This window comes from Photobacterium frigidiphilum (genome assembly GCF_003025615.1).
Classification (GTDB): domain Bacteria; phylum Pseudomonadota; class Gammaproteobacteria; order Enterobacterales; family Vibrionaceae; genus Photobacterium; species Photobacterium frigidiphilum.
Genome location: NZ_PYMJ01000017.1, coordinates 1 through 26,034, shown reverse-complemented (window position 1 = coordinate 26,034; position 26,034 = coordinate 1). Strand labels below are relative to the sequence as shown.

At 42.6% G+C, this 26,034-nt stretch carries 16 protein-coding genes, 1 tRNA gene and 1 riboswitch; of the genes, 5 read left to right on the top strand and 12 right to left on the bottom strand.

The genetic code is table 11. The features are described 5' to 3' along the window. Nucleotides 1–7: 7 nt before the first annotated feature. From C9J12_RS16295 to csrD, 8 genes are all read right to left on the bottom strand, one after another. Nucleotides 8–1,720: a GspE/PulE family protein gene (locus C9J12_RS16295; protein WP_107243682.1), complete on the bottom strand. Its 1,713-nt coding sequence runs from the start codon at nt 1,718–1,720 to the stop codon at nt 8–10. A gap of 4 nt (nt 1,721–1,724) precedes the next feature. After that, nucleotides 1,725–2,978, bottom strand: a complete 1,254-nt coding sequence (locus tag C9J12_RS16290; RefSeq protein ID WP_107243681.1) for a tetratricopeptide repeat protein — start codon at nt 2,976–2,978, stop codon at nt 1,725–1,727. Between the two features lie 2 nt (nt 2,979–2,980). Next, complete coding sequence (locus tag C9J12_RS16285; protein ID WP_107243680.1) at nt 2,981–3,823, bottom strand: ExeA family protein; 843 nt, start codon at nt 3,821–3,823, stop codon at nt 2,981–2,983. Nucleotides 3,824–3,826: 3 nt separating this feature from the next. Next, the gene (gene mshL / locus C9J12_RS16280; protein WP_107243679.1) at nt 3,827–5,497 is read right to left on the bottom strand and encodes a pilus (MSHA type) biogenesis protein MshL; all 1,671 of its coding nucleotides are present in this window, start codon (nt 5,495–5,497) and stop codon (nt 3,827–3,829) included. Between the two features lie 9 nt (nt 5,498–5,506). Then, the gene (locus tag C9J12_RS16275) at nt 5,507–5,839 is read right to left on the bottom strand and encodes an MSHA biogenesis protein MshK (RefSeq protein ID WP_107243678.1); all 333 of its coding nucleotides are present in this window, start codon (nt 5,837–5,839) and stop codon (nt 5,507–5,509) included. Then, the gene (locus C9J12_RS16270; RefSeq protein WP_107243677.1) at nt 5,832–6,467 is read right to left on the bottom strand and encodes a coiled-coil domain-containing protein; all 636 of its coding nucleotides are present in this window, start codon (nt 6,465–6,467) and stop codon (nt 5,832–5,834) included. The genes C9J12_RS16275 and C9J12_RS16270 overlap by 8 nt, the downstream gene beginning before the upstream one ends. Beyond that, the gene (locus C9J12_RS16265) at nt 6,464–7,939 is read right to left on the bottom strand and encodes a PilN domain-containing protein (protein ID WP_107243676.1); all 1,476 of its coding nucleotides are present in this window, start codon (nt 7,937–7,939) and stop codon (nt 6,464–6,466) included. Before C9J12_RS16265 ends, C9J12_RS16270 begins: the two co-directional genes overlap by 4 nt. Before the next feature lie 157 nt (nt 7,940–8,096). After that, nucleotides 8,097–10,040: an RNase E specificity factor CsrD gene (gene csrD, locus C9J12_RS16260; RefSeq protein ID WP_107243675.1), complete on the bottom strand. Its 1,944-nt coding sequence runs from the start codon at nt 10,038–10,040 to the stop codon at nt 8,097–8,099. A gap of 226 nt (nt 10,041–10,266) precedes the next feature. Here csrD and C9J12_RS16255 point away from each other — a divergent pair, with 226 nt between their 5' ends. Next, complete coding sequence (locus tag C9J12_RS16255; protein WP_107243674.1) at nt 10,267–11,178, top strand: LysR family transcriptional regulator; 912 nt, start codon at nt 10,267–10,269, stop codon at nt 11,176–11,178. Between the two features lie 69 nt (nt 11,179–11,247). Here C9J12_RS16255 and C9J12_RS16250 read toward each other — a convergent pair whose 3' ends face one another. After that, on the bottom strand, nt 11,248–11,808 hold the full coding sequence (locus tag C9J12_RS16250) for a single-stranded DNA-binding protein (RefSeq protein WP_107243673.1): 561 nt from the start codon (nt 11,806–11,808) through the stop codon (nt 11,248–11,250). A 362-nt stretch (nt 11,809–12,170) separates the two neighbouring features. Here C9J12_RS16250 and uvrA point away from each other — a divergent pair, with 362 nt between their 5' ends. Then, nucleotides 12,171–14,996: an excinuclease ABC subunit UvrA gene (uvrA, locus tag C9J12_RS16245; protein WP_107243672.1), complete on the top strand. Its 2,826-nt coding sequence runs from the start codon at nt 12,171–12,173 to the stop codon at nt 14,994–14,996. Between the two features lie 98 nt (nt 14,997–15,094). Next, nucleotides 15,095–16,840 (top strand): PglL family O-oligosaccharyltransferase, encoded by a 1,746-nt coding sequence (locus tag C9J12_RS16240; protein ID WP_107243671.1) that lies wholly within the window; start codon nt 15,095–15,097, stop codon nt 16,838–16,840. 54 nt (nt 16,841–16,894) lie between these two features. On the opposite strand, the gene C9J12_RS16235 is transcribed toward C9J12_RS16240, so the two are convergent. Then, nucleotides 16,895–18,013, bottom strand: coding sequence for a pyridoxal-phosphate-dependent aminotransferase family protein (locus C9J12_RS16235; RefSeq protein ID WP_107243670.1), 1,119 nt, complete (start codon nt 18,011–18,013; stop codon nt 16,895–16,897). A 268-nt stretch (nt 18,014–18,281) separates the two neighbouring features. Then, nucleotides 18,282–18,472: riboswitch (Lysine riboswitch) on the top strand. Between the two features lie 195 nt (nt 18,473–18,667). Here C9J12_RS16235 and lysC point away from each other — a divergent pair. After that, the gene (gene lysC, locus C9J12_RS16230; RefSeq protein WP_407675684.1) at nt 18,668–19,960 is read left to right on the top strand and encodes a lysine-sensitive aspartokinase 3; all 1,293 of its coding nucleotides are present in this window, start codon (nt 18,668–18,670) and stop codon (nt 19,958–19,960) included. A 73-nt stretch (nt 19,961–20,033) separates the two neighbouring features. Here the strand turns inward: lysC and metH are convergent, their stop codons facing one another. After that, a complete protein-coding gene (metH, locus tag C9J12_RS16225) occupies nt 20,034–23,705 on the bottom strand; it encodes a methionine synthase (RefSeq protein ID WP_107243668.1) in 3,672 nt (1,223 codons plus the stop codon). A 193-nt stretch (nt 23,706–23,898) separates the two neighbouring features. Here metH and C9J12_RS16220 point away from each other — a divergent pair, with 193 nt between their 5' ends. Further along, nucleotides 23,899–25,179: a cation:proton antiporter gene (locus C9J12_RS16220; protein ID WP_107243667.1), complete on the top strand. Its 1,281-nt coding sequence runs from the start codon at nt 23,899–23,901 to the stop codon at nt 25,177–25,179. 768 nt (nt 25,180–25,947) lie between these two features. Here C9J12_RS16220 and C9J12_RS16210 read toward each other — a convergent pair. Next, nucleotides 25,948–26,024, bottom strand: a tRNA-Asp gene (locus C9J12_RS16210). Between the last annotated feature and the right edge of the window lie 10 nt (nt 26,025–26,034).

Sequence of the window (26,034 nt, the reverse complement as noted above, 5' to 3'; positions counted from 1 at the left end):
CTATGTCCTAACCCAGAAAACCATCATTAAGATCGCCGTCACCCAGAATAAGTACTTCATCTAGGCTGGTTCGTCCTTCAAGTGCTAGCCCCATCGCTGAAGCAACTAAGGGCTGGTAACCTTCAGATTCACGGGCTATCTGACTAAATAACACCGCGTTATTATCACGAAGGGCATCCATCATGGCTTGATTCATTTCGAGTAATTCAAATACACCAATACGTCCTTTGTAACCGGTGAAGTTACAGGTTTGGCAACCTCGTCCTCGGTGAAATTCACGGTGTTGATGTTCAGGGAAACGCGCCTTTAGCCACTGAATTTGAGCGACATCAGGGGCTTCTATTTCGCCACAATCACGACATACGCGACGCACTAAACGCTGGGCTAATACCGCACGTACCGCACTCGCCACTAAGTAGCCAGGGGCTTCCATATCCATCATTCGCAGAGCACTGTCTATCGCATCATTGGTGTGCAAAGTGGATAACACTAGGTGGCCAGTTAACGCTGAACGCAAGCCAATTTCGACCGTTTCTTGGTCGCGCATTTCACCCACAAGAATGATGTCGGGATCTTGACGTAAAAAAGTACGCAATATAGAAGAAAATGTCAGACCAATTTTATTATTAACTTGCACCTGATTAACCCGTGGTAAGCGATATTCCACTGGGTCTTCGGCAGTGATCAGTTTTTTACCCGGCTTATTCAATTCGCTGAGGGCACCATATAACGTGGTGGTTTTACCTGAGCCAGTAGGGCCCGTTACCAAAATCATGCCATGAGGGCGTTTTAACTGCCGACGAAATCGCTGCAAAATATCAGCTGGCATACCGACTTCATCAAGATTTAGAATACCTGCCGATTGGTCAAGCAAACGCATGACAACTGATTCGCCGTGTTGCACTGGCATGGTAGAAACACGCACATCGACTGAATGCCCACGTACTTTGACATTAAAACGCCCATCTTGTGGTAACCGTTTTTCTGATATATCGAGGCCACTCATTAATTTAAGACGTAAGACTAACGCCGATGCCACACTGGCTTCATTGAGTAATGTTTCATGCAATACGCCATCAATACGCTGGCGAATACGCAATACATCGGTATCGGGTTCGATATGAATATCTGACGCACCGACTTGAATCGCATCTTCAAATAATGAATTGATCAGCTTAACAACGGTGACGTCTTCGTTGTCATCATCAAAGCCAAAAGCAAACACTGAATCCGTTTTGTGCTCGGCTTGTAACTGCTCTGCGAAGGAGACAATTTCTTTCGTGCGACGGTAATAACGATCAAATGCTGCAATCAATTGACGTTCGCGTGCTATTACCAGCTCAACACGGTACTCACCTAGCTGGTTATACACAGCTTCTTGAGTCGCAAGATCGGCAGGATCGCTCATAGCCACTCGCACGGTATCGCCACGATGATCGATAACTAATGCACGTAAACGCCGAGCATGCACTTCTGATAGTAACGATACCGCTTCCATATCTACGTTAGCGCGCGTTAAATCGACTAAAGGAATATCAAGCTGTTGCGACAAAAACGACAACATCTGTTGTTCAGTTAAGAACCCCATGTTGATCAATGTATCGCCGAGCTTTCGCCCTGTGCTTTGCTGCTGTGAAAGTGCTTGTTCTAATTGGGCTTGAGCAACAATTCCTTCATCAACCAGCAAGTCACCAAGACGTTTTCTTAATCTAATCTGCATCGTCTTAGCTCTCTTTTGCTGATAATAATGACAAACGTTGTTGAATAAACTGTTGTGATTTAGCGGATACCCGCCCCATTAATAAGGCTTGTTGATACGCTTCTTTCGCTTTCTCACCATTGCTGTCACGCTCTAATGCAATGCCTAACCCCATCCACCAACGTCCATCATAAGGCTCTGACTTCACTAGTTGTTGGTAGCTATTAAGCGCCATTACATTATTTTTAAGCTGCTGTGATAACGCGCCCCGCATCGCCATGTAAGCAGCATTTTCTTCTTTAGGAATACGCGCTAATACATTTAATGCCGCTTGCGGTTGTGATTCATTCACCAAGAGCTTGGCGAGGGTTAACCGGAGTTCCGGCTGCTCACCATCTCGAGATAACCCTTGCTGCAACACAGCCACCGCTTTGCGGGTATCCGTTTTACCATAATAAAGTGCCGCCAGCTTTTGACGCACTTTAATCCAATCTGGCTGGTATTTAATGGCTGATTCTAAATGGACAATAGCTTTCTTACTGTTGCCTTGTTTCAGCAATTTCATTGCACGATCGTATTCAATATTAGCAAGTTGTTTGGTATTCAATTCCACCGTTTCAATGCTTAAACCTTCATCATCATTGCCCCAAGACGCAGTTTCTTCACTAACGTTTTGAGGAAGATTTTCTTGATATTCAGCATACTCAACCGCAATGGGGGTTGGTTTAGACACTGCTTTTTGTACTATTGGCGCTGGTCTTATTGGTGCTGATACTGTTTTTGCGGGCATTGCTTGCGCAGGCATTGCTTTCGCGGGCGTTGTATTTGCGACCTCTTTGATCTTCGTTGCTGCAACTGGCTTAGGGTCTGGTTTAGCTTGCACCGCCACTTTAGGGGCAACCATAATTTCAGGTTCAAATTTTTCTTCTGATATAGACGCTGTGGCAATGCTTTCAACTAATACAACAGGCACTTCGACAGCTGTTTTTTCTGTAGCGATCTTTTCTGCAATAGGCTTTTCTACTGTAGACTTTTCTACAACAGAGGGAGCAGCCTCTACTAGTGAAACAACCGCAATCGTATCAGGTTGACTTTGTTGGCCAAACCACCAGCCAACAACCCCAGATAGCACTGTGATACCAAGACCAGCAGCTGCCATTAATGGCCATTTTTTTGCTGGTACAGGTCTGATATAAGCAGCGACTAACGGGTCCGTTTTGGCTGCATTATTTGAATTCTTTTGCGCAAGCTCGTTAAGCTTTTTGTTTATTTCACTCATGCTTAACTCCATCCCCACAATACGGGGTATGTCCACTTAGGTTGTCTTGCACTTAATGTATCTTTAATTGCCATGAGTACTTCTTTATTCGTGACTTTTCGTTGATTGCTGCCGTATGCCGCAATTAATGCTTTATGGCATAGTTGATTAATCACCCTTGGAATTCCCTGACTGGATTTCCATAATGCGCGGTAGTCAGACAGAGAAAACAATACCTTACGACAGCCAGCCTGTTGCAATCGATATTCGATATACGAGATCGTTTCAGCCAAATCTAACGGCCGTAAATTAGCGCGGAAAGTAATTCGCTGACGAAACTGGCGTAAGTTATGTTGCGCTAAACGCTGATCTAATTCAGGTTGACCAAGCAACACAATCTGGAGCAATTTTTCTTGCTCCGTTTCTAAATTACCCAACAAGCGAATGACCTCAAGCGCCTCGTCTGGCAGAGCTTGCGCTTCATCCAGCAATACAACCACGGTTTTCCCTTGGCTTTTTCGCTGGATCAATTCGTCATGAATACGTTCAGTGAGCATGGTGTTATCACCATCTCGACTTAAGTTCAGTTCATTCGCTAAAGCAGCCCGCAGTTCATGCCCATTCATTGCGGGGGTTGGTAAATACGCTAGATCAAACCGCTCTGGTAATTGATTAATCAGCATGCGGCACACCAGTGTTTTTCCGGTACCCACCTCACCCGAGATCTGAATAATCCCTTCGCCCATTTCCAACGCTGACAATACGGTTTGAATTGCCTCTAAATGAGGAGGCAATGCATGGAATAACGCTGTATTTGGCGTTAAAGCAAAAGGGGCTTGATTTAATCTAAAGTGAGACTGATACATGGCTTAACCTTGCTCAGGGAACCATTCAGTTACCAATGCACGAGATCGTTCGATCTCTTGCTGCCACGTCTGCTCATCAACCACTGTTGGTTTAAGTAAAATCACCAGTTCCGTTTTAGACTTCACTTTATTGACGTTTCTAAATAGGTAGCCAAGCCCTGGAATATCACCTAAGAAAGGGACTTTAGACACCTGATCATTAATTGCTGACTTCATCAAGCCACCAATAACAACAACATCGCCGCTACGGGCAAAAATGACTGAATCAGATTCTCGGATAGAGCTTTTAGCGAGTGGTAATTTATACACCCCAAACGTTGCGCCCAAATCGATTTCTTTGGTCTCGTTCACCACCTCAACAACAGTAGGGTGAACATGTAACAACACGCCACCCTCATCATCAATTTGAGGGGTAACATCTAATGAAATACCAGAAAAGAAGGGGGTGAGTTCTATATCTGGCGCTGAGGTGCTGTTATCGCCACTGACTTCACCACCAGAAATATCAGTGACGAAGTATTCATCTCCACCCACTTTAATCACCGCTTTTTGATTATTCGCAGCAGTTACTCGTGGGCTAGATAGCACATTCAGATCACCTTGTGTTTCAAGAAAACTCAGTACCGCTTCAAAATTACCATCACTGATGGTGACATTAGTTTGCCCGCCCAGTAAGGATGAAATAGCGTCCCCCCCCGGAAGTGCTGCCGGACCAGTACGTCCAAAGATAATATCGGTACCACCAATACTCGAGGTTATATTCTTCCAGTTAACGCCCTGCTGATAACCATCACTGAGTGTGACTTCCATTATTTTGGCTTCCAGCACCACTTGACGCTTTAACCGCTTTTTCGATACACCAAGAAACTCTTTCACTTCACGTAGTTCATTCGGATAAGCACGCACTGAGATCAAGCTCGCTTGTGGTGAAACAACAATGCTACGCCCTTCTCCAGAGCCGATCATTGCTTGTACCGCTTTTTCTAACTGCGACCAAAAATCGCTTTCAGACGTTGTTTCAATTGTGGTACCACCCGTAGTCGTACTCGAATTATTACCGCCTGAACCACTGTCAGAGTTGTTGTTACTGCTATTATCCGAATTACTGTTATTACTACTGCTACCTGAGCCCGATGAACCGGAGTCACTGCTAGTAATTGAGCCTGTAGTGATAGAAGTCAGAGAAACACCACGGCGCTTAAGCTGTAAGTAGTCAACAGGAATCGCTTCGGTGCGTAATGTCGCTGGAAATATTTGAATAACATTTCCTTTACGTGTGGCGTTATAACCATAAATATCAGAAACAACATCCAAGACTTCGTCTAACGTTACATCGCGTAATGTTAAAGAGATGCGACCTTGTACATTTGGATGGATCACCATGTTTAATGGCGTGCCTTTCACCAAGCTACCAAAGAAGGTACGTGCCTCAACATTTCGTGCGCTAACACGAAAACGTTTTTCTAAAGCCGATGACGCCATGTAATCATTACTGCCAAAGCTCGGCATCAAATCATCATTAACCGCTGAAGGTAAATCATCTAGCGGACGACTGTTCGCCTCGTTTGCAGCAATATTTAACGCTTCTTTGATTTCAACCGGATCTTGATGTCCCATGTTGGTTGAGCAGCCTAACAAAGAGGCTAAAAGTATTCCTATTACTAATCCACGCATGCTAACTGCTTACCTTTCAATTATTTTTATATTGTCAGCGAATAATTCCAAACGCCACTGCTTACCACCACGACTAACAGTGACAAAATCATCTTGAATATGAGTCAGGGTATAACCGCTTACTTTCCCACCTACACCAACGGAAATATTATTTAATATGGCAGTGCACGTATCAGCCTCATCGCACAATATGCTTTGTAATGTTGGGACATAACTTCGTTTTGCTGTCTGCTTTTTTGCTGGGGCACTCCAACCTAACGGTGCGGTAGGATCTTGGCTTGCCTGAGCAGTATTGATGGTTAGCATCATTAAAATAGCGCTAATAAAACTGAACTTACCCACCGATAAAATCCTTACTTTCGCCAAGAGTGTAAACATTTAACGTAATATCAGCCCAAGGGTATTTATCAACCTGGTAACTAAAACTTCGCCAGTAATACTTCACCGGTAATGCTTCTAATTGATCGAGGTAATTAACAACATCAAAATAGCGACCACGAAGGGTTAACTGTACGGGATGAATAAAATAGCCTTCATCATCACCATTAATAAGTTGTATTGGGGCTTGTGATTCTAATGAGACAAGCTTCAAACGTGTGGTACGTCGTAACACTTCTTCCATTAAACCCGACATCTGTATAGGTGTTACCAAGCTCGCAACACGATCTGTTAGTTGCTCATTTAAGCCATCAGTCTGTTGCTCTAAACGTTCGATTTTCTTATCTACGTCATTATTTGGGTCACTGTTGAGCTTTCGATTAATCGCGGCAATTTGATTATCACTACTCACGAGTTCGTTAGCAGCTGAAACGAGTTGCCGTTTAATTGACGTAACGTCTTTCATTGTCGGCTCTATCACTACAACAAAACCCACAAACAGTAATGCAACCCAACCAGATACCAGTATCAAGATTTGTTCGCGACGTGTCAGCAGATCAAAACGGTCGCTTAATTGTTGCCAACCATTCATTTCTTGCTCTCCTGTTGTGCCGCCGTTCTATCGGCTAATAATCTAAACGTCACGATATTTTTCTCATTACGCCCAAGTGATAGCAGCTGGAAACGACGCTCAGATAAAGATGGGTATGCTTTAAATGCCCTTAGCCAACCAGGAACAGCATCAGGGCTGCGCGCCAACCCTTCTAAATCTAAAGCTTTACCGGTCGCACGAATTCGGCTTACCGATACATCACCGCTTGCCGCATCTGACAGTTGCTTTAACATTCCGGCATAACCTACTTTTAGGCTGTCATCATGATTTTCAATCGCTTTTAATGTTGCTTGTTTCGCTGCTAAATCTTGCTCAAGAGAGCCAGCTAATTCCACTTTTAGAGGGCTAGGTACATGCTTGGCTAATGCCGCTTTGGCGCGGTCAAGCTCGGTACGTTTAGCCGTTAGTGATGCTTGCTCTGCTGCTAACTTTTCTTTAACTACGTAGTTTTTCCACTGGTACCAGCCAGTCAATGTTGCCATTACCACAACAATAATTGCCCAACTAGCGATAACATTCGGTAATGTCAGATAATTTTTTTGCGGCTTTAAAGCATCTGAATAAAGGTTAATGCCAGAGCCATCAAGCTGATTCAGTGCCGCCCATGCAATACGAGCAGCATTGGTGGTTAACGTTGAGTGTGTCGGCGAGATTGCACTCACCGAGACACTTAATCGCTGACTAAGCTCTTGCGCTAATAAGGCATCGTCTTCACCATCACACGAAATGACGAGTTGATTAATCGGGTTATCACGCAATTGTGCACTAAGAAAATCTAAAGAACGTTGTAATTCAAGCGCTAGGTTATCTAACTGTAATGCATCACTTTCAGAGCCAATTAACGGGTCAGTAAAACCTCGTAATTGACGTTGAAAACACAACGTTTGTTGTTTGAATGCGGTTAATTGTAATCCAGCACTTGAGCGACGATGAAGAATGAGCTGACTGAGTGATGAAGACGTAAATTGCCCCCATACGATTTCTTCTGCCGAAACCGCTATCAGTTCACCATTTGCATCGGCACAAATTTTAATGAGTTGTTCTATATGCTTTCGATTAGCAACAAAAACTTGAAGTCGGTCTTTTAATGGCGCCGGAAAACCGTCAGCCACCAAATCCATAGGGGATTCATTAACAAGATCTTTAACTAAAAAAGGCAATGCCGTGGGTAATTCAGCACGCGGTATATCAGGTTTCTCAATGAGTAAACTCTGATATAAACCATGACCTAAAACTAATTTTAATTTACAACCTGAAAGCTCATGCTTTTCAAGCAACGATTTAATGGCATCAGCCCATTGCCCGGCACCTGAAATATCAATGCTATCGGTTATGCATTGCTGCTCTGATTCATAAACTATTGTTATAGAATCAGCAAATACAGCTAGGCAAGCTAACTTATGATGACTTTTCTTATTAAAATATTTATTAAACAAAGCAGTAGACTTCATGGATATCCAATACAACTGACTAAATATGTGCAAATATTGCCACAACAACAACGCCAAACAACCGACACACGTCAATTATTTGACAATGGTACCCGAACATTAATCAAATGAACATATGTCGATTGCTTTTTAATGTATAAGCAAATGTAACATGTCTCTACTTCTGTTGTATGTTTGAATCACTTATTAACGAGATTTCAGCCCCAAAATACCGGCCTTGTCCACCATGTACACCAAGCTGTTTTAATACCTGCCATTCATTATTATTTTCCACGCCAACAGCGATAACTTTTGCATTCGAATCGGCACAAGCACCGAGCATACTACGAACAAATAGTTGATTTTCTTGCCTTTGATGAATTTCACGGATAAGGCTTCGGTGGAGTTTAATATAATCCACTTTAATATCTTTTATATAATGGGTGCTTACAATGGTTCTTCCCGCCTGATCAATCACCAGTTTACAACCAAGCCCGACTATCATCCTTGCGATAGGTCGCATAGCATCAAGATGCTTAACTAAACTTCCCTCTGGTATTTCAAACGATAGACGATTCAACACCGTTCGCGGGGTTTGTAATAACTCATCTCTTAGCCAACGAACAAAACTTTTATCTAATAGTGCGATGATACTGACATTAATAGAAAACACATCGCTCACTGGCATTGTTTTTAGCAATTGTAATGATTTGGCAATAACCAATTTATCCATGCGAATATTAAAACCAACCTGTTCAACAGCAGGAAGGAATCGAGATGCTTTAATCAAAACACCATTTTCATCTTTAATACGCGCTAACAATTCGCGATGAAGTAATGTTTCACCATCTGCATTAACAACGGGTTGTTGATACAATATCGGACCACCCGCATTAAATACGGCATCTAACAAGGTACGCCAACGTACACTGCCTCGACTATCATCCCATTGCTGCTCTTTCTTAAATGCATACCAACTGTTTGCCCGATGAAGCTGTGCACTCCGTAATGCCATATCAGCCTCATCCATAATTCGACCTCGTCGCTCACCGCTAGAAAAGAAAGTCACCCCAATATGACACCAATTATCCGTTTCAAGTGGTGCTGCTGGGGTCAACCTTTCTAATGCTTTTAATAGTTGACTGGTAAATTGCTTTATTTCTTTTGCCGATTGCTGTGGGATCATAATGGCAAATTCAGCATCAAAGTAACGCGAAAGAACAGTATCTGAATAGCGCTGGATTAAATTAGATAAGATCATACCCACATCTTGGATTAAGTCATCAGCGGCCTCTTTTCCCTTTTCTGCCAGTAAGTGATCCCATTCTGAAATACGAATCAAAATAACAGAGCCATAGGTGTCTTGATCTTGCACGATTGATTGAAGACGGCTATCAAATAACACTCGGTTTGCTGTACCCGTTAATTGATCAAGAAATGTATGAGTACGAATAAACGTATCAAAACGACTGCGCTCTTGACGGGCATCTTTTAACTCAGCAATCATTTGATCAAGGGCTAAACTTGCTGTTGCAGGCCACTCCTCTTCAGAACCGACAGCGTATTTATCGACACGCCCAGCAAGGATCATGCGTCCTCGTACTTCTAACAGCTCTGAACCATGTAATTGCCTACGTAACCAGTTCATGCCCCATACCAAGCCCATGATAATGATCATGATAGCAATACTGATTGATGACATTGCGCCTATCGAATAAGTAAATTCGGTATAAGGAGGTAATGACTTAATATCGATATTAAAGCCAGTGTTTTTCTCAAGCTGGTAATGGCTGATATACAATACATTAGGATCGGTGAGTGGATGTAAGCCTTTAAAAGAGTATATAGAGCCTGCAGAGCTGCTAATTTCAAGTTCAACGACATTACTGGCTTTTAATAAATGCGGTAGCCAACGTGAGAATGCTTGCGCGCCATCAGGATCTGCCAATTGTTGATCGATAACGTTAACCACACCATCAAGATAGTTGGTCAGATAATTTTGCCCTAATTTTCGAAAGCTAATGGCACCGCCAATAAACACAACGAAAATAGCACAAATAACAATAAGCGTGACAAAAGCAACCAAACGATTGGTTAACTTCATCCCTGATGCTTTTCTCATATAACTCCAACGTTACAAGCAGTATTGATAGACTATAAACAGTTAACTAAAAATTACAGTGTTCAACAATGCAATTTGTTAATTACGTTAACAATGATTATCACTTGTTAGTCTATTAATGTGAATCATTGTCTGTAAACATAGTGATATGATTCAATGAATTTCATCACTCAATAAACGCTAAAAGCACAGCACCCATAATCGTAGCTAACAAAACTGGAGACCTATGGATTGGATCATTTGCACAAAAAGCTTCGTTACCGTTGTGGAACAAGGCTCTCTGGCTCAAGCAGCGACTAAACTCAATACATCAAGTTCAGCATTATCAAAGCGCCTTTCTTGGCTAGAAAAGCAGTTAGGTGTGCAACTATTAAAACGTACAACGCGGAGTTTGACGGTAACCGATGCGGGTAAATTATTTTATCAACGCAGTGCAAGACTACTTGATGATTGGCAGCAAATGCTGGCTGAAACAACCTCAACATATGGTGAAGTCAGTGGCGTATTACGTATTGGCGCCCCTCTTGCCACTGGCAGTCGATTATTAGTTAACTACTTAGCTGAATTTATTGAGACTTATCCTAAAATTCAAGTCGAGCTTCACACAGTAACCCCAGGGCAACTACCCGATCTTAACCTTGATGTATTTATCAGCCGTGAATTAACCGACTTTAATTCATCCAGTTATATTGCAACGCGATTATTTGATTTCCAGCCTGGGTTTTACGCAGCCCCAAGTTATCTCGAAGATAAACCCATAATTGAAAACCACCAGCAACTAACACAGCATAATTGCCTACTCTTTGGTACCCATGGACATGAGCAAGAACACATTTTTGAGAACAACTTACACTTGCGCTTACGGGGTAATTTCACCACTCAAAATCCTGAAGCATTAGTTGCTGCTGCTGTAGCAGGTATGGGGATTATTCTGGCTGGAGGTAACACGGTGAAACGCGAGCTAAGTAAAGGCTTACTGGTACCTGTATTACCAGAGCTTAAACAGCCAATTAGCTCTGCCTATGCTTATTATCCCAAGCTTGATTACAACCATGTAAAAACGAAGTTATTCATTGATTTTATTAAAGAAAAATCAAATCTAAAAATCAATAAAAAACCTTTAATAAATAATAAATAATAAAAAAAGCAGCGCGAACGCTGCTTCTTCTTAAATCATGCTATTCCAAACCTACAACTAAGAAGTTGATTAGAACGGAATATCATCATCAAAATCCATTGGTGGCTCATTGTACTGCTGCTGAGGCTGTTGAGGAGCCTGTTGCTGTTGCTGTTGCTGAGGAGCCTGTTGTTGTTGTTGCTGCTGAGGTGCAAAGTTCTGCTGAGGAGCAGCTGCAGGTTGTTGAGGTTTACCCCAGTTACCTTGCTGTTGTTGCTGCTGACCTTGACCGCCGCCTTGACGACCACCTAGCATTTGCATTACACCGTTAAAGCCCTGAACAACAACTTCTGTTGTGTATTGATCTTGGCCTTGTTGGTTTTGCCATTTACGTGTTTGTAATTGACCTTCGATGTATACCTGTGAACCTTTACGCAAGTATTCACCAGCAACTTCAGCAAGCTTACCGAACAGCGCCACACGGTGCCATTCTGTTTTTTCACGTTGCTCGCCCGTTGCCTTATCACGCCATGATTCAGAGGTAGCAATTGTTATGTTTGCTACTGCACTACCACTTGGCATATAACGGATTTCTGGGTCATTACCTAAGTTACCGACTAAGATAACCTTATTTACGCCACGACTGGCCATACTTAACTCCAAATCTGTCTGCGTACTACCTGATTATCAATAGCCGCTTAGTCAAAGTTTACACTTAATCGCGTAGTTTATCATGTTGGCACCGCTCAAGCATAGCGCTCAAACTGTGTTATCTGACGCAATTTTTATTCATTATCTATGTAAAGAAAAATCACACGCCTTAAGCGTATTGTTATCACACAAAAATACTGACCCGATACCCATATTCACGCCAAAGCACGAATTATAAACCGGCCTGTTATTGGCTAGATTTTACTCTTTATACTGTATCTTTATACAGCCCACGCTTTCAAGCTTTTCTTGCCTATGCAATAATAACAAATCAATTAGTCGGCCATAAAGCTCATATCAATATGGATTATATCGAAGTCAGGGGTGCTCGCACTCACAACCTAAAAAATATAAATCTCTCTATTCCTCGCGATAAGCTGATTGTTATCACTGGCTTATCGGGTTCAGGGAAATCATCATTGGCTTTCGATACCTTATATGCAGAAGGTCAACGTCGCTATGTTGAATCACTCTCAGCCTATGCTCGACAATTCCTATCGTTAATGGAAAAACCCGATGTCGACCATATTGAAGGGCTATCACCAGCCATATCAATAGAGCAGAAATCGACATCGCATAACCCACGTTCAACCGTCGGTACGATCACTGAAATTTATGACTATTTACGCTTGCTGTATGCACGGGTGGGTGAGCCGCGCTGCCCAACACACGATGTAACTCTGGCTGCGCAAACCGTCAGCCAAATGGTGGATAAAGTATTAGAATTGCCAGAAGGCAGTAAAATGATGCTGCTTGCCCCAATCGTAAAAGCCCGTAAAGGTGAGCATGTAAAAACGCTGGCGAACCTAGCAGCTCAAGGGTATATCCGAGCGCGTATTGATGGCGAAGTGTGTGATCTTTCTGACCCACCCACCCTCGAATTACATAAAAAACATACCATCGAAGTCGTTGTCGATCGCTTCAAGGTACGTGATGATCTACAGCTACGTTTGGCAGAATCTTTCGAAACGGCTTTAGAATTATCAGGTGGTAATGTATTAATTTGTCCAATGGATAACGACCAACCTGCTGAGTTGCTGTTTTCCGCTAATTTTGCCTGCCCGCATTGTGGTTATAGCATGCAAGAACTAGAACCGCGTTTATTCTCATTTAATAATCCGGCTGGTGCATGTGGCACTTGTGACGGATTAGGGGTTCAGCAATATTTTGACCCTGACCGTGTGATACAAAACGGTGATCTAAGCCTATCTGGCGGAGCAATACGAGGCTGGGATAAGCGTAATTTCTATTATTTCCAGATGTTGAAATCAATGGCTGAACACTATGATTTTGATGTTGAATCCGCCTTCAATGAATTACCGAGGAAAATCAAAGATCTCATTCTTAGAGGTTCAGGTAAAACTGAAATTGAATTTAAGTACATTAATGACCGTGGTGATATAACGGTTCGACGTCATCCTTTTGAGGGGATCCTCAATAATATGGAACGTCGTTACCGTGAAACAGAATCGAACGCCGTACGTGAAGAGCTGGCAAAATTTGTTTCTACTAAACACTGTTCGAGCTGTCACGGTTCACGTTTACGTCAAGAAGCACGTCATGTGTTTATTGCCGATACAAACCTACCCACCATTTGTGAAATGAGCATCAATGAAACATTTAACTTTTTTGATACGCTTTCACTGGTGGGCCAGCGAGGGCAGATCGCCGATAAAATATTAAAAGAAATCAAAGACCGCTTAACCTTCTTAGTCAACGTCGGCCTTAACTACCTGAATTTATCACGCAGTGCCGATACGCTATCTGGCGGTGAAGCACAACGTATTCGCCTTGCAAGCCAAATAGGGGCGGGGCTCGTCGGTGTTATGTATGTACTTGATGAACCTTCAATTGGTCTTCATCAGCGTGATAATGAACGCTTACTCAAAACTTTGAATCACCTGCGTGATCTTGGTAATACGGTTATCGTGGTCGAGCATGATGAAGATGCGATTCGCGCTGCTGATTATGTGATTGATATTGGCCCTGGTGCCGGAGTGCACGGTGGTGAAATCATCGCAGAAGGCACAATGGAAGATATCCTTAATGCACCAGAGTCCTTAACAGGCCAGTATTTAAGTGGTAAAAAATCCATTGCTATCCCAGAACACCGAACACCGATGGATCCAGATAAAACCGTTAAATTACTGGGAGCGACAGGTAATAACCTTAAAAATGTCGATGTTGAAATCCCAGTCGGTCTCTTTACCTGTATTACTGGTGTTTCTGGTTCGGGTAAATCAACGCTAATCAATGATACTTTCTTCCGCATTGCTCACCACCAGCTCAATGGTGCAACAACCGGTGAAGCGGCCCCTTATCGTGAGATTCAAAATTTAGAACATTTTGATAAGGTCATTGAAATTGATCAAAGCCCAATAGGGCGTACTCCACGCTCTAACCCAGCAACTTATACCGGTATATTTACGCCAATACGTGAGCTATTTGCGGGCACCCAAGAATCTCGTTCTCGTGGTTATAAACCTGGCCGTTTTAGCTTTAACGTTAAAGGTGGGCGCTGCGAATCTTGCCAAGGTGATGGGCTAATCAAAGTCGAAATGCATTTCTTACCAGATGTCTATGTGCCTTGTGATGCTTGTAATAGCAAGCGCTACAACCGTGAAACATTGGAAGTGCGCTACAAAGGTAAGTCTATTCACGAAGTCTTGGATTTAACGGTTGAAGATGCTCGTGAATTTTTTGATCCCGTTCCCGCTATTGCAAGAAAACTACAAACATTAATGGATGTCGGTTTATCTTATATCCGCTTAGGTCAAGCTGCGACCACGATTTCCGGTGGTGAAGCGCAGCGTGTGAAATTAGCCCGAGAGTTATCGAAGCGAGACACCGGACAAACACTGTATATATTGGATGAACCAACCACAGGGTTGCACTTCCATGACATTCAACAGCTGCTAGTCGTACTGCATCGCTTGCGTGATAGAGGCAATACTATCGTGGTTATCGAGCATAATCTTGATGTGGTCAAGACCGCTGATTGGATTATTGACTTAGGCCCTGAAGGCGGTAACGGTGGGGGTGAAATTGTGGCTACAGGTACACCTGAACAGGTTGCTCAAGTTGCGGGTTCACATACGGCATACTTCCTTAAGCCTCTCTTGTCTTAAGCTGACTTTGTTTTAAACTGCTAAGAAATCAACGTTATAGGCTGATATAATTATCAGCCTTTATTTTGCTTAAACATGTCAACAAGCATGGATATAAAATGACAGTGTTACACTTGCAAGGCACCAAACTCGCAGAGCAGAGCATGAGTAAACCATTAGTGAAATCATTCATTGTTTCACTCGGTTTTTTGTTTGTGCTAACGATGCACTACTTCCAGCATAATCCTGGCGGTTCAGGGCTTGAGCTGTCATTTAATACCGCCAGTTGGGTCCCATTTAGTATCGCGATTTCACTGGGATTATTAGAGATTTGTCGCCAAAAAGTGTGGCGCTACTCTCGACTGACCATTGTATTATTTGCTTGCTGTCTATTGCTCACCTTACCTGTTTTTTATCCAAATGCTGATGCACCTGCAGTGGCTAACCGGCTGATTGCGCTTTGGGCTGGGTTCTTATTTTTTATCGGGTTACAGCAGTTTACGTTTACCCCCAAGCAGCGCCAGCGCATGTTGTGGTTGATTCTCATCGGTGTGTTTATTCAAACGGCTTTTGGCTGGTATCAGTTCATGTGGATGGAAGCCGACAATGCTTTTGGCTACAACACACTGAACAACCGACCTTATGGCATTTTTCAGCAACCCAATGTAATGGCTAGTTTTCTGGCAACTGGGTTAGTACTGTCTGCTTATCTGCTTGCCCGTATTCCGATGTATCGCGGTAAATGGTCATGGCTGCAGCTTCTGTTACTACTCACTCCCGTCATCACGATTCCAATCATTATGGCATTAAGTTCTCGTACAGGCTGGATCGGAGCGATCGTCGGTGTCGGCCTTATGATCCCCTACCTACGTCGCTTTGCTGCAAAAGCCCAATTACGCATGTGGCTATTGATGATCGTGATGGGGCTAAGTGTTTCTTGGAGCATTAATTCTACGACAGGTTGGGGGCCAAAAACTGAACGTATAACGCTTGAGAGTGCTCGTTCTATCCATATTCCGCAAGCGTATAAAATGTTTCGTACCGAGCCACTAATGGGTTATGGCTATGGTAAATTTGAGCCCGCCTATATCACTCAAACCGCAAAATGGCACCAAGCCGATCCCAATCAGCCTTACGGGGTCCCTAGTTTAGACCACCCTCATAATGAACTGGTGTATTGGGCGTCAGAAGGGGGGATCATTCCTCTGATTGCATTGCTGCTTGCAGCAGCGGCTGTGCTATTTAAAATCAGCAAGGCGCGAGAAGGCACTCAACTCGCATTAGTCGGGCTTTTCTTTCCCATCGTTTTGCACACCCAACTAGAGTATCCCTTCTACCACTCATTAGCTCATTGGGTTATTTTTATCATCCTGATTTATTGGGTCGATAACCTAACGGCAAAATATAATAAACATGAAATGCAGTATGTAATGACGATTAAATCTTTGGCGTTAATCATGCCTATTGTCGTTAGTGGTTTTATGTTAACAACGTTGTACTCGGGTTGGTTATTAACCAAGTTTGAGACGACACGTCCAGTTAATATTGATTACTTAATGCAGGTAAATAACCCTTGGGCTTGGCAAAACCGTTTTGATTGGGATTTGCATTTGACACAGCTACAACTGGGAACAGCAAGTAACAATCCTGCACTCATTGAAGAATACATTCAATGGGCGACAAAAAAAGCCGTTAATTGGCCTCGCCCAGCGCTATATCATAACTTGATTTCCGCTTATCAATTATTAGGTAAGCCAGAACGAGCTAGCCAAATAAAGCAAGAAGCCGAATATTTATTTCCGGGCGCCAACTTTGCCACTTCAGAGGCACAATCCATATTGCCTTCAGAGGCAAGCAAACCTTGATCAAAAACGGCTACCGAGGTAGCCGTTTTATTCAATCGATCAATGATGACTTTTTTACTTCAATGTCGATTCCAAGGCTTTTAGGCATAATGCGACATTTTCACTACGTGCAGCATATCCCATCAAGCCAATACGCCATGCTTTACCACCTAGAGCCCCGAGCCCAGCACCAATTTCAAGGTTATAGCGCTCAAGTAATGTTTTACGTACTAATGCATCATCAACGCCATCAGGAATATACACCGCATTAAGCTGTGGCAAACGCGAGGCTTCATCAACAACAAAAGTAATACCGAGTTTTTCTAAGCCTTCACGCAAGTCTAAATGAACATCTTTATGGCGTTGCCAAGCATTTTCTAACCCTTCATTTTGTAATAATACCAAGGCTTCATGCAGGGCATACAAGCTATTGACTGGCGCAGTATGATGATAAGTTCGCTTGCCTTCCCCGCTCCAATACCCGAGTACTAAACTTTGATCCAAGAACCAACTTTGCACGGGTGTTTTACGAGCTTGAATTTTATCAATCGCGCGCTGAGAAAAAGTTAATGGTGATAAACCAGGCACGCATGATAAACATTTCTGGCTACCAGAATAAACGGCATCTAACTGCCATTCATCAACCAATAAAGGAACACCGCCTAACGATGTCACGGCATCAACAATGGTCAAACAATCATGTTGACGTGCCAGTTTCGCCAGCGCTTCAGCATCACTTAACGCACCCGTTGATGTTTCAGCATGCACAAATGCTAATATTTTCGCATCTGGGTTATCAATTAACGCTTGTTCCACCAGCTTAGGATCAACAGGCTCTCCCCAAGCATTATCGACAACAACGGCTTGCCCACCACATCGTTCAACATTTTCTCGCATGCGATCGCCAAATACACCATTACGGCAAACAATGACCTTATCACCTGGCTCCACAAGGTTAACAAAACATGCTTCCATACCTGCACTACCAGGGGCAGACACAGCAATCGTAAATGTATTTTTAGTCTGAAAAGCATATTGCAGTAGCTGTTTTAGCTCATCCATCATCCCAACAAAAAGTGGGTCTAAATGTCCAACTGTCGGGCGACTAAGTGCCTGTAAAACTTGAGGGTAGATATCTGAAGGACCGGGTCCCATTAGTGTTCGTTGCGGTGGGTAAAAGCTAGTAATTGTCATTATTCTATCTTCCTGAAGTAAGTTGTAATCAATCCCTGTATTTTCGTTATTTTTCTAACTGTAGGGCGGGAATTATTAGGGTTGCACAACAACAGAATATTAAATCAACCATACTCAGTGCAAGTCTCATTCAACACTAACATAACGAATGACATAAGCGATTGCATTTTTATCGCATAAATAACCACAGAAAGATTGACAACCTAGTAACAAATCCTATTCAATGAGGAGAGTTTTTGTTCATCCTGCTGGTATTAATACCACTAGGTAAAACGGAAGAGGAGCGTTACCCAGGTATTTAGATTGCAGGGCCCCACCCTAAAGCAGCCTAAAGAGGGGGAGTAACGCCGAGATATAACTGATGGGGATCAGCGATATCGGCTATGAAGGTTGAATCCTTCTGGCTGTCACCTTTTTATGCATAAGTAACATATAAAAAGGTGGGGAGCTTCTGGTTGTAGCGCTATTCGTACGTCTCGCCTTTCTGCTCTCCTGACAATTGGATGTCGGGAATATCCTCCCGCGTAAATTCGTTTTTATCATTTTACTGAGATTGGGAGTCTTACCTTGAGCCTTGTAGATAGTAATGTTAATCCGCACACATCGTTAACCGTTGCCAAGTTTGGTGGTACAAGTGTTGCCGACTTCACCGCGATGAGTCGCAGTGCAGCAATAGTTCAACATGCACCACACACACGCTTAGTCTTAATTAGTGCCTGTTCTGGAGTCACCAATATCTTAGTCGAGCTAGCTAATGGTGTTACTGATACTCAACAACGCCATGCTTTATTAACTCGCTTAACCGATATACACCAATCAGTATTAAGCCAATTAGAGCAACCACAGCAAGCTGAAGAAGCCATTACTATATTGCTTCAAAATGTAGCTGAATTAGCAAAAAAAGCAGCCATTGAAAAATCAGTCACCCTTACTGATCAGCTTGTTTCCCATGGCGAGTTACTTTCTACTCACCTATTTGCTCAAATATTGAGAGAACTTGGCATCAACGCCATTCGATTTGATATTCGAGATGTAATGCGTACAGATGGGCAATTTGGTAAAGCCATTCCTCAGCCCAGTATTATCCGCCAATTATCGGAACAACACCTTTCTCCACAACTAAAAGAATATGTAGTGGTCTCTCAAGGCTTTATTGGCTCTGACGAACAAGGTAATACCACCACATTAGGCCGTGGCGGTAGTGACTATAGTGCCGCCTTAATGGCAGAAGCCATCGGGGCATCGACCTTAGAAATTTGGACTGATGTACCAGGCATGTATACCACAGACCCTCGTATCGCCACGAAAGCTAAACCAATTAAAGAAATCAGCTTCAGCGAAGCATCTGAAATGGCCAATTTTGGTGCCAAGATATTACATCCATCAACATTAGTGCCGGCAATTAGACAGCAAATACCCGTCTTCATTGGTTCATCGAAAGCACCCGAACAAGGTGGTACCTGGATTCGAGAAACGGTATCTGATGCCCCATTATTTAGAGCGCTAGCACTTCGTTGTAATCAAACAATGGTTACATTAACCAGCCTCAATATGTTCCATGCTTACGGCTTCTTAGCTGAAGTGTTTCGTATTTTAGCGGAACATAAAATCTCCGTGGATTTGATAACAACTTCTGAGGTGAGCGTCTCTTTGACATTGGATCAAACCGATACCAGTGGTGGAGCACCAACACTACCAGCGCAAGCACTAGCGGAACTCAATGAACTATGCCGCGTCGACGTCGAGCAAGATCTATGCTTGGTTGCACTGATTGGTAATCAAATGAGCAGCACCAAAGGCTCAGCCAAAAAAGTATTTAGCACGCTTGAAGACTATAACCTACGCATGATTTGTTATGGGGCAAGCCCGCACAATTTATGTTTTTTAGTAAAAGCGCAAGATGCTAAATCTGCTATCAAAGATCTCCATTGCGCTATCTTTGAATAAAGCGAAAACCATATACTGGTAACAAAAAAAAGAAGGCGCTCAAATGAGCGCCTTCTTTTCGTTCAAACCAGCATTATAAATTCGGTCCTAGCCACTTTTCAGCTTCAATCAGATCCCAGCCTTTACGATCAGCATAGCTGTCGCGCTGATCTTCTTGGATCTGAGCAACCGCAAAGTAGCGAGACTCTGGATGAGAAAAATACCACCCTGATACAGCTGCACCTGGCCACATCGCATAGCTTTCAGTTAATACCATGCCAGTGTTAACCTCTGCATCTAACAATGACCAGATGGTGCCTTTTTCTGTATGCTCGGGACACGCAGGATACCCAGGAGCAGGACGTATGCCTTGGTATTTTTCACGAATCAAATCTTCATTCGCCAGCGACTCTTCAGGTGCATAGCCCCAAATGTCTTTCCGTACCGTTTCATGCATACATTCAGCAAAAGCCTCAGCTAAGCGATCTGCAATCGCCTGTATCATAATCGCGTTATAGTCATCGCCTTTGGCTTTAAACTGTTCAGCAATGTCATACTCCCCGATACCGCCCGTTACAGCAAAAGCGCCGATCCAGTCAGCTTTGTTACTTTCTTTCGGTGCAATATAATCCGATAAGCAATAGTTAGGTCCTTTCGGTTTCTTCGTCTGTTGACGCAAACCACACAGTACCGTCATCACTTCAGAGCGAGTCTCATCGGTATATACTTCAATATCGTCACCGATATTATTTGCAGGGAATAACCCACATACACCGTTTGCTTTGATCATGCCTGTACGCTCGATTTCATCTAACAATACATTGGCATCATCAAATAAACGCTGAGCTTCTTCACCCACCACTTCATGGCGCAAAATAGTTGGATACTTACCACTTAATGACCAAGTCATGAAAAATGGTGTCCAATCAATATATTTACGAATCTTAGATATAGGGAAATCAGTAAAAACATGGATACCCGGCTTCACTGGAGCTGGCGGTGTATAGCTCTCCCAATCTATAGCGACTTTGTTTTCTCGCGCTTGCTCTAACGTAACTGGTGGTGTTCGTGGTTTTTTACGCGCATGTTGCTCACGTACTGTAATATATTCTTTATCTAAACGTTCAATAAATGCTGGCCGTAATACATCAGATAACAATGCAGAACAAACCCCTACAGCGCGAGACGCATTAGAGACATAAACAACCGGTCCGTGATAGTTCTCTTCAATCTTAACCGCTGTATGCGCTTTTGAGGTTGTAGCACCACCGATAAGCAATGGTAACTCAAAGCCTTGTCGCTCCATCTCTTTCGCCACATGCACCATTTCATCTAATGATGGGGTAATAAGACCACTTAAACCTATGATATCGACATTTTTTTCTTTTGCTACTTTCAGTATTTGTTCGCAAGAAACCATGACTCCAAGGTCAATGATTTCATAGTTGTTACACTGCAAGACAACGCCCACAATATTCTTACCAATATCGTGAACATCACCTTTTACTGTCGCTAGCAGAATTTTACCGTTGGTATAACCCGCTTGCTTTTCAGCATTAATATAAGGTTCAAGGTGAGCAACAGCTTGCTTCATAACACGGGCTGATTTAACCACCTGAGGTAAGAACATCTTACCTTCACCAAATAGATCACCGACAATATTCATACCCGCCATTAACGGGCCTTCAATTACTTCGAGAGGCTTAGAGGCATTGGTGCGAGCTTCTTCTGTATCTTCAACAATGAACTCAGTTATCCCTTTAACCAAGGCATGTGATAAGCGTTTTTCTACAGGCCACCCTCGCCATTCTTGTAGCGTACGATCTTCTTCAACTTTACCGCTACCACGGTATTTGTCCGCAATATCCAATAAGCGTTCGGTACTATCATCACGGCGGTTTAAGACGACATCTTCAACAGCATTACGGAGTTCATCGGTTAAATCATCATAAATCGCAAGTTGCCCTGCGTTCACAATCCCCATATCCATACCATTTTTAAAACAGTAATAAAGGAATACGGCATGGATAGCTTCTCGAATCGGATCATTTCCCCGGAACGAGAAAGACACATTAGAAACACCACCAGAAACCATCGCATAAGGCAGTGTGCGCTTGATGTCTCCTACCGCCTCAATGAAATCGACGGCATAGTTGTTATGCTCTTCAATGCCTGTTGCTACGGCAAAAATATTCGGGTCGAAAATAATATCTTCAGGCGGAAAACCGACTTCATCCACCAAAATATGATAGGCATTAGTACAAATCTCGATCTTACGTTCACGAGTATCTGCTTGCCCTTCTTCATCAAAAGCCATCACGATGACCGCGGCACCATAACGGCGGATCAATTTCGCTTGTGCGATAAACTTTTCAACGCCCTCTTTCATCGATATAGAATTGACGATAGGTTTACCTTGAACACATTTCAAACCCGCTTCAAGTACTTCCCATTTAGATGAATCCACCATAATGGGTACTTTTGAAATCTCAGGTTCCGTCGCACATAAGTTTAAGAAGCGAACCATTGCCGCTTCTGCATCTAACATGCCCTCATCCATATTAATATCGATAATTTGAGCACCAGCTTCTACTTGTTGGCGCGCGACCTCTAACGCTTCATCATATAATTCATCTTTGATGAGTCGCTTGAAACGAGCAGAGCCCGTTACATTAGTTCGCTCTCCCACATTCACAAATAAGGTATCAGCAGAAATCGTGAGAGGTTCTAATCCTGATAAACGACAAGCAACAGGGATATCAGGTAACTGGCGAGGCTTAACATTTCGGGTAACTTGTTCCATTAAGCGAATATGCTCAGGCGTTGTACCACAACAACCACCCACCAAATTGAGGAATCCACTTTTCGCCCATTCTTCAATATGTTCAGCCATATCTTCAGGGCTAAGGTCATATTCTCCAAATGCATTTGGCAATCCAGCATTCGGGTGGGCAGAAACAGCGCTTTCAGAGATCCGAGATAATTCATCGACATATTGACGTAATTCATCAGGACCTAACGCACAGTTCAAACCAAACGAAATAGGCTTGACGTGACGAAGAGAATTATAGAAAGCTTCTGTTGTTTGACCTGAAAGTGTTCGACCCGAGGCATCGGTGATTGTGCCTGAAATCATAATCGGTAAAACGACACCATCTTCGTCAAAAACAGTTTCAACAGCGAAGGTACAAGCTTTGGCATTCAGCGTATCAAAAATAGTTTCAACTAAAATTAAATCGACGCCCCCCGCGATAAGAGCACGCGTTGATTCAGAATAGGCTTCAACTAACTGGTCAAAAGTAACATTACGGAAGCTAGGGTCATTTACATCAGGAGAAATTGAACACGTTCGGTTAGTAGGACCAAGCACCCCAGCAACAAAGCGTGGCTTAGATGGTGTTTTAAGCGTCCATTCATCTGCAGCTTGGCGAGCCAGTTTCGCCGCTTCAAAGTTAATCTCAGCGCTTAGACTTTCCATGTCATAGTCAGCCATGGCTATGGTGGTTGCATTAAATGTGTTGGTCTCAAGAATATCAGCACCCGCTTCTAGATACTCGCTATGAATATCCTTGATTAACTGTGGTTGTGTTAAAACGAGAAGGTCATTATTCCCTTTAAGATCTGAATGCCAATCAGCAAAACGTTCACCTCGATAATCATTTTCATCCAATTTATAGCCTTGGATCATGGTGCCCATACCACCATCAATAATCAGGATATTTTCAGCTAACCGCTTCTGTAGTACTTCCTTACTCTTCACCACCACATTACTTCCTTATTTTGTATTACAGCTTAATAACATCCTACCATAGCCGCAATGGAAATCTAGACGTCTAAATGCCTTTTCATAAACAAAACGAATACAGAATAAAAGAAAGTTTTAATAGCTATAATCGCCCTATGGTTTTATATTTTGTGACAATTTACTATTTACTCTAAAATCAATTTGAGGTTGATGCATGTCGGTCTACAGTACCTTATGCTTTCTCGCAGCAGCAGCGATGGCTATTGCTTTTATAAACAGCAAAATAGGTAAGATGCAAACAACAATTGCGATTACTGCAGGCGCATTAATGTTGTCTTTAGGTATCATTATTGCTGGTCAGAATGGCTGGTTTCACTTAGAAGATATTGCAGCTGAACAGCTTGCTGATATCGATTTTGAAAGCTTTTTACTTAAAGGGATTTTAGGATTTTTGCTTTTTGCAGGTGGGCTAGGAATTAAGCTGCCTAACCTAGAAGATCAAAAGTGGGAAATTACTGTTTTAGCTTTAGGTGCCACACTTTTTTCAACTTTTTTCATCGGCGGTGCGCTTTGGGGCATATGTCAATTATTGGGCTTTCAATTCGATTTAATCTACTGCTTAATCTTTGGTTCTTTGATATCACCAACGGATCCAATCGCTGTACTTGCTATCGTTAAAAAGCTAGATGCGCCTCGTCGTATTTCAACACAAATTGAAGGGGAATCATTATTTAATGATGGCTTTGGTTTGGTTATTTTTGTCACGTTGTTCACTATCGCCTTTGGTAATGAAGCCCCAACAGTCTTAGGCGTAGGGCAATTATTCCTACAAGAAGCAATCGGGGGTATTGCTTATGGCTTTATTCTTGGTCTACTTTTCCATTATTTGATTAGCTCCACGAATGATCACTCCATGGAATTATTACTGACATTAGGTATTCCAACAGCTGGCTATGTATTTGCCGATGTCATTCATGTATCAGGACCATTAGCAATGGTTGTATCTGGCATTATGATTGGTAACTGGACCCGCTATATTGGTTTTTCGAAAGAAAGTGAAGAGCATTTAGATCACTTTTGGGAGTTAGTTGATGAGTTCCTAAATGGCGTTCTATTTTTACTTATCGGTATGACCATGCTTCAATTTAGCTTCCACCAAGAAGATTGGGTACTGATGGTAATCGCAATCCCTCTCGTATTACTGAGCCGTTATCTAAGCGTAAAGTTGTCTTATCTTGGCTTCCAAAAGTATCGTGATTACAACCCGCACTCAGTGAAAATATTAACCTGGGGTGGCTTACGTGGTGGTCTAGCTTTAGCAATGGCAATGGCTATTCCCGCTGGTGTTATTGTGATACCAGAAAAAAATATTGATGTAAGAGAAATCATTCTTGTCATGACTTATGCTGTTGTCGTTTTCTCCATCCTAATTCAGGGCTCAACGATCACCTCATTAATTCATAAAGCCAAAACGTGGGAAGCTCAAAACAAATAACCACACAATCAGATAAATATAAAAGACCTGCAGTTGCAGGTCTTTTTTTTTACTTATAAAAAGTATGGGCATAAATATGCTTAGCTCTAAAAATACAGTATTAAAAAGGGCTAATACCCATCATGTCACACACAAAAAAAACTAACTACGTGAACCATATTAGTGTGCAACTAACACACTGAGAGCATTTGTATAGCTTAGAATCATTTTTTATCGAGTGTTCTGAAGAGGTACTGAAATGTACAAAAGGTGCAAGGCTCTGCTGTTCAGTTAGTTTTCCAGATTATATTGTAAATGCGCCATAAATCTCGCACTCAATTAGCTGAAATTACATTCTATGACCTTGTATTTGATGATTTATGGAGGAGAGATAATGGCGCCACACCGTAGCGACCAAGAATGGAAAACCTTATTTCAGCAGTGTGAGGAAGGTTCACTCACCATTAAATAGTTTTGCAGTCAAAATAACCTTACCACTTCATTTTTACGCTAAACGACAACATTTTGTTGAAATGCACGAAAGAGCTAGCCAAGTCTGAACCTGAAATAGGCTCAATTCTGCAGTAGAACTTCACCCACTAAAATACCCCGTGGGATCATGGCAGTTGACATTGTATTAGATTCACTATGGTAGTTATAAAGCAGAATACGTCAATACTATTTAGCTAATCACACATTCAATAGCTAGGACGATATAGTTAGAAAATTAATGCCACTTTTCTACAGACAAAAAAAGCCCTAATCTTTCGATTAGGGCTTCTTCAATAATGGCGGAGTGGACGGGACTCGAACCCGCGACCCCCGGCGTGACAGGCCGGTATTCTAACCAACTGAACTACCACTCCGCAGTGTCTA

What these genes read in the sequence shown, in the direction of transcription:
- C9J12_RS16255 (WP_107243674.1), top strand. Translation starts at nt 10,267, where the DNA reads ATGGATTGGATCATTTGCACAAAAAGCTTCGTTACCGTTGTGGAACAA.
- C9J12_RS16250 (WP_107243673.1), bottom strand. Translation starts at nt 11,808, where the DNA reads ATGGCCAGTCGTGGCGTAAATAAGGTTATCTTAGTCGGTAACTTAGGT.
- C9J12_RS16235 (WP_107243670.1), bottom strand. Translation starts at nt 18,013, where the DNA reads ATGACAATTACTAGCTTTTACCCACCGCAACGAACACTAATGGGACCC.
- lysC (WP_407675684.1), top strand. Translation starts at nt 18,668, where the DNA reads ATGAGTCGCAGTGCAGCAATAGTTCAACATGCACCACACACACGCTTA.
- C9J12_RS16270 (WP_107243677.1), bottom strand. Translation starts at nt 6,467, where the DNA reads ATGAATGGTTGGCAACAATTAAGCGACCGTTTTGATCTGCTGACACGT.
- mshL (WP_107243679.1), bottom strand. Translation starts at nt 5,497, where the DNA reads ATGCGTGGATTAGTAATAGGAATACTTTTAGCCTCTTTGTTAGGCTGC.
- C9J12_RS16265 (WP_107243676.1), bottom strand. Translation starts at nt 7,939, where the DNA reads ATGAAGTCTACTGCTTTGTTTAATAAATATTTTAATAAGAAAAGTCAT.
- C9J12_RS16285 (WP_107243680.1), bottom strand. Translation starts at nt 3,823, where the DNA reads ATGTATCAGTCTCACTTTAGATTAAATCAAGCCCCTTTTGCTTTAACG.
- uvrA (WP_107243672.1), top strand. Translation starts at nt 12,171, where the DNA reads ATGGATTATATCGAAGTCAGGGGTGCTCGCACTCACAACCTAAAAAAT.
- C9J12_RS16220 (WP_107243667.1), top strand. Translation starts at nt 23,899, where the DNA reads ATGTCGGTCTACAGTACCTTATGCTTTCTCGCAGCAGCAGCGATGGCT.
- csrD (WP_107243675.1), bottom strand. Translation starts at nt 10,040, where the DNA reads ATGAGAAAAGCATCAGGGATGAAGTTAACCAATCGTTTGGTTGCTTTT.
- C9J12_RS16240 (WP_107243671.1), top strand. Translation starts at nt 15,095, where the DNA reads ATGACAGTGTTACACTTGCAAGGCACCAAACTCGCAGAGCAGAGCATG.
- C9J12_RS16290 (WP_107243681.1), bottom strand. Translation starts at nt 2,978, where the DNA reads ATGAGTGAAATAAACAAAAAGCTTAACGAGCTTGCGCAAAAGAATTCA.
- C9J12_RS16295 (WP_107243682.1), bottom strand. Translation starts at nt 1,720, where the DNA reads ATGCAGATTAGATTAAGAAAACGTCTTGGTGACTTGCTGGTTGATGAA.